This window comes from Mesorhizobium sp. M0938, from assembly GCF_040319125.1.
Classification (GTDB): Bacteria; Pseudomonadota; Alphaproteobacteria; order Rhizobiales; family Rhizobiaceae; genus Mesorhizobium; species Mesorhizobium robiniae.
Genome location: NZ_JAMYNS010000005.1, coordinates 120,400 through 132,978 on the forward strand (window position 1 = coordinate 120,400; position 12,579 = coordinate 132,978).

Consider the following 12,579-nt stretch of genomic DNA (forward strand, 5'->3'; position numbering starts at 1 on the left):
CGATCGAGCTCGCCGCGGCGCGGGTGGAGGCCTTTGGCACGCGCGGTATCGCGGAGCTTCTGAATGACCGTCTGCGGCTGCTGACGGGTGGTCGGCGTACCGCTCTCCCCCGCCATCAAACCCTGGCAGCGATGATCGACTGGAGCTACGGGGCGCTATCGAAAGGTGAGCAGAGGGTTCTGCGCCGGCTCGCAATGTTCGCAGGAGACTTCGGGCGGGAGGCGGCAGTCGCCGTCGCAACGGGTCCGGATGCCGCGGAACGCGATGTGCCGGGTCATCTCGCTGACCTCGTCGCCAAATCCCTAGTGGCGGTAGACGCTCGGGGCAGCTACGTCGAATACAAGGTGGTCCGCGGGGCATACTTCTCGAGGATGCCGACGCGTTTGGACTTCGTGCAGGCCGCGGCGCTATCAGTCGTTGGTCTGACCGCATTGGAAGCCGTATTTGACGATGGAAACGTCAAGTCCAGCGACCTTGTCCTGGTGCACGAAAGCGCAGGTGGCCTCGGCCACATCGCGATCCAGTATCTTTCGCCGTTCAAGGGCCGGAAGGCCACCACGGTTTCGAACGAAATTAGAACGGCGTTCGCTGACGCTGGGGCCGACATAGCGATCCGGTATCCGTTGCGGAGAGCCAGTACGAGACTTTGTATGGCGGCTATTCGCTTTGCGGGCGCACGCAGCGGTCCGTCTGCTTGCGATCCAAACAAGACGTTAGAAGTCGATGCGCAGGCTGTCCGCTCTTGGTGCGAAGGAGGCGTTGACCGTCTAATTTGAGCGGGCGGCTGCGGCGGAACCATACGGAACGATACGGGAAGAACCTTTGCCTTGTGCCCACAAAAAAGATAATGAAATCAAAGGTTTGAATACGTCCTCCGGGCCCACCATTCAGTCCGCCCGAATTCCGGGTTTTTCAACCGTCTCAGAATAGAGTCGACATTTCCGGGGGGTAGCGCCCGGTCGTGGGCAGCTCTTGGCTGAGACGCCACAGTGACCGCCCAAAACACCCGACTTTTAGTCGTCCGTCTCTGTCGGGCAAATTGCGTAGCCAAGTGTTTGCCAAAGCGATGGTCGGCGTTGGGGTCAGATGCACTGGTGATGCTGTCAGAAGCCGAGGTGAGTGGCTTGGCTACCCCAGGCGTTCGGCAGCGCCGAGACCCGCGAGAGCCTGTGCGTCGTTAGCTCGACAGGTTGATCACCTGCAACGATGCTGGCCGCAATTTTCGGAGCCAGGAAGGCAAAGGGCAGGATGCGGCTTACCTCAGAAGTATTGGTGTCGTTAAGCTTGGCAACCTCGGTGAGGCTGCGGCCGGCTCCGTCTGTAAGTTGGCCTAGGTACAAGTGGGCGCGGCGCAGAAAGTCGATCAAAGCGCAATCGTGTTCACGTTTGCCGTTAGATCCATCTGTAAGCACGATCCGAGTTTCGACACCGCGCCGCTTGATGCCGATTGGACATTCGCGCCCGAAACCGGAAGGACAGCAGACGGCCCGAAACCGCAGCAGAGTATCTTGTAATACTTAGGAAACAGCAGGCCTCGTCGACCGTGTTCCGGAACGCTGGAGCACTTTGGCCAGCGACTTCGGTGGAGTTGGCCGCAAAGATACAGAGAAAGCAGCCAAGAGGGCGGAGCAGTCCTCGGCCGAACCCTCTAGGATGCACTGAATTGTACGAAGGTTTCTCCGGCGCTCCAACCCAACCCAGGACACCGAACACAGAGGGACAACCGACCGAGAAGTCTTTGAAAGATTGGCGCGCCCGAAGAGATTCGAACTCCTGACCCCCAGATTCGTAGTCTGGTACTCTAACTCTTCGTTACGTCCCAAGTCGTTTCCTATCGAGCACAACTTTGTAAGGAGATCCAGCAGTTTAGCCAACAATTCTCTAACCGTGTTCTCCCGCTGGCGGGTTTTTTCAGCGTTTCATGGCACCACGAAGCAGTATGACGTTGCTTACCCTCTGGACCCTGGGCAGCGAATTAACAGTTGAGGTGCCGCTGACACCTACAACCTTTCTTCGCGCTCAATTGTACGCCGCTCAATCCCCCGTCGGCTCGCGGGCGCAAAGCAAACAACGCGGCCGTCTATAGGGCCGAGAATCTGGATCGGATCATGACCATTTTACTAAATTAGCAATCTTGCATGAAATGGCTTATAACTCGCGCCAGCCGGCAAACGACCCAACTGCTCGCCGGCTAGGCCCGGCGGCCCGCTGGTCACCCCCGATAGGCTGTCGGGCCATTGCTATCACAGTTCGGCAGCGACCAACGTGAAACGAGATCGAACCAACTACCCCGCAACCGGCACCAAGGGCAGGCGCCACGGGCCGCCCGCAAACGATGAAGCAGGGCATTTGGAATTCTGCCCCGGTTGTGGCCAGACGTTCGACAAGCGGAACCTTCGCGAGGTGCTGCATCATCATCTCCCCGACCATGAGCCGTTGAAACTCGATCGATAGGTGAAACGTCTCTCGCACGGATAGTCTTCCGGCGGCACGCCGTCAAACACCACCGTTTCCAGTTGGACAGGAACCGCACTGAGAGGACTTTGCGTTCCGGATCGTATTCCGTTTGGTTATCGAACACCGGCAGGCGTGGATCTATCGCGCAAAAGCCGGGGAGCCCAGATGGCCGACATCAGGGGCGGCTCGCAACGGTTGCTCCTGGCGAAGGTCCGGAGCCGAACATGATCGCTGTGAAAATCGCGCGAAGTGTCTTCAGCCAGGATTGAACCGTTCAATACTGCTCGAACCGGTCTGGCCGAAGACGAACGCCATCAGCAGTTCCGGCTCGATCACCGGCGCCCGCACGGCGCTCAATTGACCACGGTACTGGCGTTCGCCGGCGCCGATGACAAAACCGCTGGTGACCGGAGTTTCGCCGTTGAGGTCGAGACGCGCAAAAATGTCGGCAACGTTGAGGTCCAGCGCCAGTTTGAGGTCGGGCCGTGCATCATCGTTTGATCTGGAAGGCAGTTGGCGCTTCACCAGTTGCTGGAATGGAGCATTGAAGGTCAGGATCTTCTTCGATGACGTCAAGGCAAATGCAGGCGACGGGCAGGCAACCAGTATGGCGTTGATTGTCGTTATTGACGCAAGCTTACTCAACGTCACGTTTTCCTTCGCCTGTCCGCATATGCAGGCTACCCGGATCGCCGATGTCAGGTTCCCTTTCTGTGCCTGAGTTTCGGCTATCTCATCAATGAGCATGCCGATGGTGCACTTCCGGCTCTCAGCCATCTGCTTCAGCGATATCCAAAAAGCCCGCTCCAGGCGGATCCCGCGGCGCGTTCCGCCACGCGCCACAACTCGAAATTCCAGGCCAAAATCCTCCTTGGCGAGCGGCAGGAGTAGCGGATCGGGATTGCTGGGGGGAGAGGTGGCGCTAGCGCTCACTCATGGCCTCCTGTCGCGCCTTGTTGATCGGCTTCAAAAGGTAACTCAGGATCGTCTTGCGTCCGGTCCTGATGTCGACAGAGCAGATCCTGCCCGGATGAAGCCTTGCCATGCCGTTCGAGCGTCGATTTGTCTCTCGCGACACCGGCCGTCGCTTCCTTGAGCGTGAGGGCACTAGCGCTCCCGCGAGCCAACATCGAAATGTGATCAGGAGGCCAAGGCGCTTGCCAATGGCCACTTTGATTGTCGTATTCATTTCTACCCCCGCCCACGCTCTGCCCTGCATTTTATATGGCCAAGCCTTCTCACTGAGCTTTGACAGATTATCCGACAAATTCTTCGAATATGTGAGTGTTTATTGATTTTTAGCGCCGGCTAAGGATCGAATTCGGGAGACAAGTTTCGGAATGTACAAAAATGGCACATAAACAAGGGGCTCGGTACGGTTTTGGCAGGGCGGCCCTGCGCCTTTGACCAATGTTGCTCGCCGCGAATCCTCGGGGGCGTGGCTCAGAAGCGCCTCTGTTCGGGAAGAGCACGCCTTCGATTAAGCCTCGCGCAATCTTTGCAGTCTATTCTGCTTGTCGATTGTCGAGGGAACATGACGCGCAAGCCGCTACTGCTTTTTGCCTTTCCGGCTCTCATCCTTCTGATTCTTGCAGGGGAGCGAGCAGCGACGTTCCTGCTGGGAACCTATCCGGCCAGCCCCGCCATGTGGCGGGTCTGGCTTGAACTGCGCCCTTTGTCGACGATGTTCTGGCAGCAGGTCGACCTCTATTTGAGCGATTCAATGATCCTTGATGCCGCTATCCTGATCGCCGCATCGATCGTCTGCTGGATAGCTTGCCGGACGAGAAAATCGACCGCGTTCTTCTTTCTTGCCAACCACATCGCTCTGCTTTTCGCCGGGTTGATGATCGCTTCCAGCAGCCATTCTGAAACAGCGAGCACGATTGCGGCATTCACCGCGCCCAGCGGCCATCCATTCTCACTGGTCCTCGATTTCACATGGCAGAACAGCCTGGTGTTGCTTCTAGGCACTGCAGCCTGCGCCTACTGTCATGTTGCGTTTCTCGGCGAAGCGCGACAGCGTTCCGAAGCGCTCGCCGTACGGCTTTTTGCTCTGCAGCGGGATCTCTAGGATCCAGGGCACAGCCCGTCTCGCTCCCGATCGGCATTGCCAACCAGGATGACGGCAGCTCGGCAAGCAGCTGAACGCAATACCGCTCTTGATGTCGCTTCTAATTGATTTTCTTGTAGTGGACCTTGCCGTCCGGCTGCACTATGCGCTGGTAGGAGGAGTTCGGGGCAGGAGGCAGCGCCGCCGCGATCTTCCTTTTGAGCGGGCGCGGCACATCGACGATACTGGGTTCGGTCGCTTCTTCGGGATCGGTGGCCGCTTCCGCCATGGTGCTGGTCGTGATCACGGAAGGCTCCGCCACGCTCGACATGTCGTCGTCACTGTCCAGGGGCGGGTTCTGTTCAAGCCGGGCAATACTGCCTTTGACTTCGTTGAAGCTGCCCTGCAGTTGGCTGTCCAGTTTTTCAAACCGGCTTTGAAAGCCGTTGTTGACCGTATCAAGCCGGGCTGCGATCCGTTGCTCGAACGATCCGAGCTGTTCCAGCCGCCGTTCGACAAAGCGCAGATCGTTGATGCCGTGGTAGAAATAGACCGCGGCCGTTATGTTCACCGCCGTGATCAGCAAGGCGCCGACGGCGACAGCCCCGATCATCCTTGCATTGCTTGGTTTCCCCACTGCAGCTTGCTCTTCAGTGTGGGTTACCGGCCCAATGTCGATCGCTGGTATATCCGGGTCGCTGATCATCGTCATTGAACCACCACCTTTGCGCCAACCGAGACGCGCTTGAAGAGATCGATCACATCGGTATTGGTAAGACGGAAACATCCCGATGTTCCATCGAAGCCGATGCCCTTGGGATCGTTGGTGCCGTGGATGCGGTAGAGCGTGTCGCGCCCGTCCCGCAGCAGATAGAGTGCCCTGGCGCCGAGCGGATTGTAGGGACCGGCAGGCACCATTTCCGGCAGCTCCGGCTGGCGGGCGCGCATTTCCCTGGGCGGGCGCCATTCCGGCCATTCCGTTTTCGCCCCGACCTTAACGATGCCGGTCCAGCCAAAGCCGTCGCGTCCGACGCTGATCTGGTAGCGCAGCGCCTGACCCTGCCGGGTTACCAGATAGAGCGCCTTCTCGTCCTTGCGGATGATAATCGTACCGGGCTGTTCCGCGGTTTGGAGAGCAACCGCCTTGCGCAGGCTGGGTCCCATTGCCGGCAGCGGCGGCCGGTCCGACAGCGCGGATCGGGCATGGGCGAATTCCCAGGCCGGCATCCCCAACGCCAGGCCCATGATGCAGGCGCCGGCAAGCCTCGGGACAATGCGGTATCTACCGGGCTGCGTCATCGAGCCGCTCTTTGAACATCCGCTTCAGGTCCTTGTTGAAGCGCGCCCGCCCAGCCACTTCGGAAGGCAGGATCGCCCGGTTCAGCGCGTCGGTCAGCAGCGCATTGTCCAAGCTAACCGACTTGATGTGCGGCGCCCTGAAGATCTTCTCGAGTTCGCTGCGCGAAAAGTGGTTGCCGAACCATTTGCGCTTATGCTTGTTTGCGACCAGCGTGATGCTCACCGAATTGCCGCGCAGCTCGCGAATCTTCGTGTAGAGCCGCTTGCCTTGCCGCAGCGAGGCGACGTTGAGCTCGAAGACGATGAAGATCTCGTCGCTCGTCGAAAGCACGGAATTCTGCCAAGGGGTTTCGATATTCGGCAAATCGATGACGATGTCGTCGAACCGGTAGGCGACGAGGTCCAGCAGCCGGAACACGAAATCGGCGCCCTGAGGCTCAAACGGCAGTTGCGGCCTCTCGAAGGCATAGAGCGTCAGGCCGGACGGGCGAGAGAGCTTAATGACGTCCATCAGTTCGACATCGAGCCTTTCCGGTTGGCCGATGATGCCGGCCAGGTCGAACTGGTTGAACAGGTTGAGATAAGCGCCGCAATTGGCGCTCTGGAAATCGAGGTCGACGAGGCAGGTTGAAGCCGCACGTTCGGTGGATTTCGACGCCAGGAATTCCGCCGCCGACAAAGCGAGCGTCGTGGCTCCGGCGCCGCCGCTGGCGCTGATGAAAGTGACGATGCGGCTCTTGGTGCCCTGGTTGCCGGTGTCGTGGAAGGTGACCGCGTTCAGCAGCTCCTTGGCGTCGAGCGGCTTGTGCAGCCAGTCCGAGGCGTTCATGCGAACCAGGATGCGCGTCTTTTCGGAGGTCAACTCGTCGGAGACCGCAATCAGCGGCACGGCCGCCCATAAGGCGCGCGCCGCGACTATTCCCGCATTGTCGAGCAGCTCGCCATTGCCAAGGTCGAGGATGACGATGCCCGGCCGCGTCTCGGCAGGCGGGCCCTTGATGAACTCAGCTGTCTCGGCAATCCTGACATCGTAGATCGCCAACGCATCGAGCCGCGTCGCCACCTCGCGCTTGAACTGCGGATCCGACGAGAACAACGCCACTTGCTTTCGTTTGGTCGGGAGAACCTTGGTGTCGATGGCATTCATGGGGATGTACTCCTCAGGTCTTCGCCCGTGACCGTGCTGAGCATCGAGGGCATGGTGAGGTTTCCCCATCCGAGCAGGCCGCCGAGGAAGAAGAACTGGAAGGTCAGATTCTGAAGCCTGACGCTGATTGTCGGCACCGGTCCGCCCAGCCGGGTCTGGTAGCCCAAGCCGGTGGCGGAATAGGTGATGACGACATTGTCGCGCCGCAGGCCTGAAAAGAAATGGCACATACCCGGCCGCTGGTCTGTCGCCAGGGGGACACAGGCGTCGTCATTAGTGACAGCCGTATCGCCGCGGAAGATGCGGCTGAAATTGGCGGCGTTGATTGTGCCGCCATTGCTGCAAACGCCCGTGCCGGCGGCGTATGTACAGGCGAAGGGTCCATAAGCGGCAGCAACCACCGGGGCGCCCGGTGTTGTCGTCGGGGCGGCTGTAGCCAGTGCGGTGGCAACCGGATCGGAAATCGAGGCCAGACGTGCGCCGAGTTGCACCGCCTTGTTGGCAGCGTTCCACTGATAAAGGGCGTAACCGAAATCGACGAAGCCGAGAACAAGGGCAAACAGCAGTGTCGATACGATGGCCATTTCCACCGTCGTCGCGCCACCTTCCGATTTTGCGAAACCCCTGATCATGATCAGAACCGGATCAACCGCTGCTCGTGAGAGGCATTTAGCGACATGGGGCCAATGCCAACCAGCGACAGCATTCCAATGCCATTATAGGCCAACGTCCCCGCCGCCCTGACGATGCAGACCTGTGGGGTGGTAGAGCGATATCGGGTGACACCCGCAACCACGGCGTCATGGCACGAGCCTGAAGCGGCAATGGTCACCGTCACATTCGCCTTCTGCCAGCCGACGATGCGCCTATTCCCTGTCCCCGCAGCATTGCCGAACACCGCGATGTTTGTGGCAATATCGGCGCAATTGATCGCGGCCAGCCCGGCTTGGGTATACAACTGGCTGTTGCAGCGCGCGGCAAAGCGTGCCGCGTCAGACAGGCCGGCCTCCATCAGCAGCTTCTGGTGGATCAGATTGCCGAACTCGAACACGCCCGCCGACAGGATCAGCATCAGCGGCGCGATCAGCGCCATTTCGACGAGAGCCGTGCCGCCCTGCTCGCGTCGAAATCTGTGGAGATGATGGTACAGCGCTGCGATCATCGCCATCACCGGTAGAGCTGGGCTTCGTCGCGAAGGAAATTGTCGAGCGTGCCCTGGCCGGCACCGCCGGTTACGTCCACCAATTCGACCATGACCGAAGCATCCTCCGAAGGGGATGGGACCGGTTCTGTGAGGAAAAAACTTCCAAACGCCTCAACCGGGAGATCGGTGGAATGGCCAGAAAGGTGCACGTCCGGATCCGCTTCCAGTGCACGACAATTCAAAATGGCGCCATAAAGCAACCGACGATCAACCGTCGTAACAGGCGGTTGGCAAGCCGCCGACGGCGTTCCGGTCTCTCCACCGGTCGATGCGGTCCCCACCAACCCGGCCGATATTTCGTAACGATAAACCTGATAGCGCGTCGGCTTGGTCGTGTCCCATGACGCTGGATAGGCAGCGGACCCGAAATTGGTGCTCCAATAGCCGGAGAAATTCCAATTTCCGTCGCCCATCCTGCCGCCCAGATACGGAGTGGTCGCATCGCGCGGAAGGCCCATCGTTCCAGCTTCGGTGAATGAAAGTCTGTTCATGGAAGGACATTGATTGGTGCTGCCTGTGGTCTGTATCGCGCCTTTTCGAACATTGGCGGCGGGACCGTACTCGGGGCTGTTGAAGTGGTTGCCGTTAGCTCCAATCCCGAAACGAACATTGAAGGCGTCTTGCACCGGGCCGGCATTCTGACCGGTTTTTGTATCAACGCTTGCGGAATTATAGCAGCCAATCGGCCTTGATGTCGCGATCGTCTGCGCCAGCGCCTGGGCACCATTGCCGATGCCATCAGGAGGCTCAAGGAAACCAAAGTTGCCCGGGAACGATGCGGCGCCGTTGCCGACCTTGCGCAACTCGATAAGCCGGCGGTGAACCGCCGGGTCTGTGACCGCCTGCTCAAGCGTTACATTGCCGGCGTCGTTGGTCCCGTCCGGCCTCATCTCATAGGGGTTGCACATAAAGACCGGGGTAAAATCGCAGACGCCGGAGGTGAAGCCAGCTACCGCGACTGCCCCGACATTGAAGCTGTCGCTGGCGCCGGATGTCACAAATGAGGCGGGAAAGATGGCGGCAAATCCTTGGGGAGCGACTGTCACCTGGATGAACCGTGTTTCCGCCTGTCCGACCGCCAGGTTGGCATCTGCAAGATAGTTGGCCTGATTGGCGGCTGTGATCTTGGTTCCGTCGTTGGCAGGGATCGCTTTGAGGAAGCACCAGGAAATGTTGCCAGCAGTGTTGCAGCGTTGGGTGCCTCCCGGCTGACCGGAGGTGAGAGTGAACCTGCCTGCCGTGGAGAAGTTGCTTTCATTGTCTACGAGCGTCGCCATGGCGCGTTCGGCCCGCGCCCAGGAACCGCTGCTTCCGTCCAGTTCCGCTGCCGCCGCGAGCGCAAACGCGTCAGCGCCCTTCTGAAGATCGTTGTGGAGGTTGTTGACCCGGCTCATATCGATTGCCAGCAGCGAAAAGCCGATGATCGCCGGCAGCGTGACGCTGACCAGAATCAGCGCTATTCCCCTCTGATCGTGCCAGAACGCGCGAACAATCCGCAACATGGCCCTACTCTTAGCTCCCCTGACGCCAGTCGCCTTGCCTGACGCGCTGAAAACCGCATCCTTCTGTTCAATTCCCGGTGTCGCCGACATTGACTGTGATGGCCGGCGGTGGCGGCGGCGGCGGTGGAAACTTGTAGCTCTGGGCAACAGCGGCGGCGCGCACGCCGTCGCCTTTTATCCTCGTGTTCCTGGATGCCGGATTGAGCGGATCGACCGTCTGCAGCAACGAATTGTATTTCTGTGTGTCGCCGGCAGCCAGTGTCACCGTGTCGTAATTGTTCAGGTAGTCGGCGGCGCAGCCCGTCAGCACGCCGGCGCACAAAAGCAGGATCAAAGCGCTATTTCTTGACATAGATCATTTTGTCCTTGGATTTCAGGTCGAGCATGTGGCCATAGGGGCCGATCACGCCTTGGCCGAGCTCATATTTGCGAACCATGTCCTTGGTCACTTCGAGCTGACCGAGGATGAAGAGCTCCGGGTCGTTTGCGGGCCGTGTCTTGTCGAACGGCGTCGCCAGTTGTTCGCCGGGCTTTACCGGTCGCACGATACGCGGCGTCACGATCACAACCAGTTCGGTCTCTTCCTTCTGGTTGCTCGAATTCCGGAACAGCGTCCCGACGATCGGCACTTGGCCGAGCCACGGCACCTGCCTCTGGATCTTGGTGTTCTTGCTCGATAAAAGCCCGCCGACCGCGAAGCTCTGGCCGTCGCGCAATTCGACGACGGTCGACAGCTTGCGGTTGGTAAAGATCGGGTCTCCGGCGTTGGTGAAGCCGGTCAGGTCGCTGACTTCCGGCGCCAGTCTGATGTTGATCTTGTCGTCGTTGAGCACAATGGGCGTGAACAGCAGATTGACGCCGAACTGCTTGTATTCGATCACGACCTCGTCGTCGACGAGGCGGCGGATAGGCACTTCGCCACCGGCATTGAAGCTGGCGACCTCACCGGAAAGAGTGGTGAGGTTGGGTTCGGCAAGGGTGCGCACCACGCCCTTGGCCTCGAGAGCCTCGATGATCACGTCGACCTTGATGTTGCTGTCGATGACGCGGGCGATCAGCGCCGCGAACGGGTTGGTGTTCGATAGGACGCCGCTGACCAGGTCCCCCGGCCCCAGCACCACATTGTCTTCGTCGACGGCGGCTATGCCGGTTCCGGTTCGGGTCGTGCCGCTGCCATTGGTGCTCCTGATTGAGACGCCAAGATCGCGGCCAGCATTGCGCTTGGCCTCCAGCACCCGCACTTCCAGGTTAACCTGCTGGCTGTCGTCGACGGTCACGGCGTTTATGATCGCGTCAGGGCCATATTGCTGGGCAACCTGCATGATCGCCGCCAGCGTGGCGCCGTCCTTGACGTGGCCGCCAAGCCTAACCTTGCCGTTGACCGATCCGATATCAATGCGCGCGCTGGGAGCCACCTGCCGGATCGCTTGCGCCATGTCGCTCACGTCAACGCCGACCTCGATCTGGATCACGCCAAGCGAGCGCTTGTCTTCGGAAAAGAGGTTGACGGTGGTGGTGCCCGCGCTCTTGCCGATGACATAAAGCGTCCGGTCGGTCATTGGCTGGGCGTCGGCGATCTTCTCGTCGCCGACGACGATGTCGCCGAGAGTGGCGTTCACCTGGATCGTCACCGACTGCGACATGGGCAGGAAAATACGGTGAACGCTGGGGTTCGATACATCGATCCTGCGGTCGGCTGCATGAGCAGCAAGATCGATCGGCAATAGCATGACCGAACAGGCCAGCGCGGCAGCCGCCAGTGGTCCCCGGAACATTCGCATCTAGACTACCCCCCTAATACCCTAGCGTAATTTTTGTCGCGGCACGTCGTAGGATTCGAGCTTCACACCCCTGAAAACGCCGATTGTCGCACGCGCCGGCGGCTCCGGCTGCACATATTTGATCACTTCCTTAACTACTTCTTGCACCTGGGGTGCTGAGGCCACTGCCGGAGCAGGTTTTGTGCTGCTCAACAGGTCGAGCCTGCTACCCACACGTTCCACGGCCTGGGTAAGACCATTGATCTTGTCATCCGCGCGCTTGCGCTCGGCTGCGGCCTCAGCCTCGGCTATTGCCTGCTTGGCGAGTTCGGCCTCCTTGGCGGCGACGTCGGCGGGCGTGTCGCCGGTCAGGTCGGAAAGCGTGATGCGTTGGGTCGTCTCGCCCTCGCTGGCAGCTGCCTGGCGGAGCGCCAACGACAGCTGGCCCGCACCGGCGGCCAGTGTAAGCTTCTGGGCGTCCCTGGTGCTGGCCTCGAGCGTGACCGATTTCACCACCGTCGGACTCTCCGTGCTTTCGTCGGCGACCTGGTCGACCGCGAGTACTTTCATGCTCTGCAACAGCACGTCGACAAAACTCCTATCCGCGCCACCATCGCCGCGCATTGTGCGCGTCAGCAGCACGTCGACACGATCGCCAGGAAAGACAAATCCGGCGACGCCGAGCACGTCGTTGACCCTGATAGAGACGGCCTTCATACCTTCGCCAAGCACTGCCGAGAGCGTGGCACGCTGGCCGGGGCCGGTGATCTTGGTGGCGAGAACAGGCTCGTTGACGCTGATCGCCTGCAGCGCTTGCTTGGTGCCTTCGCCGGCCAGCGCCTCCTTCGTCGTCTTAAAAGCTCCGGCCGGAACCGCACCCGCCGGCCAGGCGATTTCGCGCAGTTTGTCGACGGTAAGTGTGTCGCCGAACTTCAGCGCTACCGCTGCCACCACAACCGTATCGCGCTGGATTCCGTTGGCTTCCGCAATAGCACTACGCTGGCTGGCCAGCCAGACATTGGCGAGCACCACCGCCAGGACGCCGAACACGCCCGCAAGAACGATCATGATAAGTGTATTCGCGCGCATAGCCCCAACCCCAAGTCTAAAGTGCGGGAATTCACCCGTCGCGATTAGATTCAGGCCCGGATCGTATG

The 12,579-nt window shown here is 60.0% G+C and carries 13 protein-coding genes; 2 read left to right on the forward strand and 11 right to left on the reverse strand.

Annotated features, from left to right (window positions below; genetic code table 11):
- Positions 1 to 23: 23 nt before the first annotated feature.
- Positions 24 to 776: a hypothetical protein gene (locus NKH73_RS32570; RefSeq protein WP_502893892.1), complete on the forward strand. Its 753-nt coding sequence runs from the start codon at positions 24 to 26 to the stop codon at positions 774 to 776.
- A gap of 327 nt (positions 777 to 1,103) precedes the next feature.
- On the opposite strand, the gene NKH73_RS10520 is transcribed toward NKH73_RS32570, so the two are convergent.
- A complete protein-coding gene (locus NKH73_RS10520; protein ID WP_352930976.1) occupies positions 1,104 to 1,367 on the reverse strand; it encodes a hypothetical protein in 264 nt (87 codons plus the stop codon).
- A 1,345-nt stretch (positions 1,368 to 2,712) separates the two neighbouring features.
- Positions 2,713 to 3,390 (reverse strand): ribbon-helix-helix domain-containing protein, encoded by a 678-nt coding sequence (locus NKH73_RS10525; RefSeq protein ID WP_352930978.1) that lies wholly within the window; start codon positions 3,388 to 3,390, stop codon positions 2,713 to 2,715.
- Positions 3,391 to 3,991: 601 nt separating this feature from the next.
- On the opposite strand from NKH73_RS10525, the gene NKH73_RS10530 reads away from it, so the two are divergent.
- The gene (locus NKH73_RS10530; protein WP_352930980.1) at positions 3,992 to 4,531 is read left to right on the forward strand and encodes a hypothetical protein; all 540 of its coding nucleotides are present in this window, start codon (positions 3,992 to 3,994) and stop codon (positions 4,529 to 4,531) included.
- Between the two features lie 100 nt (positions 4,532 to 4,631).
- Here the strand turns inward: NKH73_RS10530 and NKH73_RS10535 are convergent, their stop codons facing one another.
- The 9 genes from NKH73_RS10535 to cpaB all read right to left on the reverse strand — a co-directional run bounded on the left by NKH73_RS10535 (position 4,632) and on the right by cpaB (position 12,511).
- Positions 4,632 to 5,222 (reverse strand): hypothetical protein, encoded by a 591-nt coding sequence (locus NKH73_RS10535; protein WP_352930982.1) that lies wholly within the window; start codon positions 5,220 to 5,222, stop codon positions 4,632 to 4,634.
- Positions 5,219 to 5,809 carry a L,D-transpeptidase gene (locus NKH73_RS10540; protein WP_128172813.1) on the reverse strand — a complete coding sequence of 197 codons (591 nt, stop codon included), beginning with the start codon at positions 5,807 to 5,809 and terminating at the stop codon, positions 5,219 to 5,221. Before NKH73_RS10540 ends, NKH73_RS10535 begins: the two co-directional genes overlap by 4 nt.
- Positions 5,793 to 6,956, reverse strand: a complete 1,164-nt coding sequence (locus NKH73_RS10545; RefSeq protein WP_352930985.1) for a CpaE/TadZ family protein — start codon at positions 6,954 to 6,956, stop codon at positions 5,793 to 5,795. Before NKH73_RS10545 ends, NKH73_RS10540 begins: the two co-directional genes overlap by 17 nt.
- A complete protein-coding gene (locus tag NKH73_RS10550; RefSeq protein ID WP_352930987.1) occupies positions 6,953 to 7,588 on the reverse strand; it encodes a TadE/TadG family type IV pilus assembly protein in 636 nt (211 codons plus the stop codon). Before NKH73_RS10550 ends, NKH73_RS10545 begins: the two co-directional genes overlap by 4 nt.
- 2 nt (positions 7,589 to 7,590) lie before the next feature.
- Entirely contained in the window at positions 7,591 to 8,124 is a 534-nt protein-coding gene (locus NKH73_RS10555) for a TadE/TadG family type IV pilus assembly protein (RefSeq protein ID WP_352930989.1), read from the reverse strand.
- Positions 8,124 to 9,662 (reverse strand): TadE/TadG family type IV pilus assembly protein, encoded by a 1,539-nt coding sequence (locus NKH73_RS10560; protein ID WP_352930991.1) that lies wholly within the window; start codon positions 9,660 to 9,662, stop codon positions 8,124 to 8,126. Before NKH73_RS10560 ends, NKH73_RS10555 begins: the two co-directional genes overlap by 1 nt.
- A 67-nt stretch (positions 9,663 to 9,729) precedes the next feature.
- Entirely contained in the window at positions 9,730 to 10,014 is a 285-nt protein-coding gene (locus NKH73_RS10565; protein ID WP_352930994.1) for a hypothetical protein, read from the reverse strand.
- Positions 10,001 to 11,443 (reverse strand): type II and III secretion system protein family protein, encoded by a 1,443-nt coding sequence (locus NKH73_RS10570; protein ID WP_352930995.1) that lies wholly within the window; start codon positions 11,441 to 11,443, stop codon positions 10,001 to 10,003. The genes NKH73_RS10565 and NKH73_RS10570 overlap by 14 nt, the downstream gene beginning before the upstream one ends.
- 21 nt (positions 11,444 to 11,464) lie before the next feature.
- The gene (gene cpaB, locus NKH73_RS10575; RefSeq protein WP_352930997.1) at positions 11,465 to 12,511 is read right to left on the reverse strand and encodes a Flp pilus assembly protein CpaB; all 1,047 of its coding nucleotides are present in this window, start codon (positions 12,509 to 12,511) and stop codon (positions 11,465 to 11,467) included.
- Between the last annotated feature and the right edge of the window lie 68 nt (positions 12,512 to 12,579).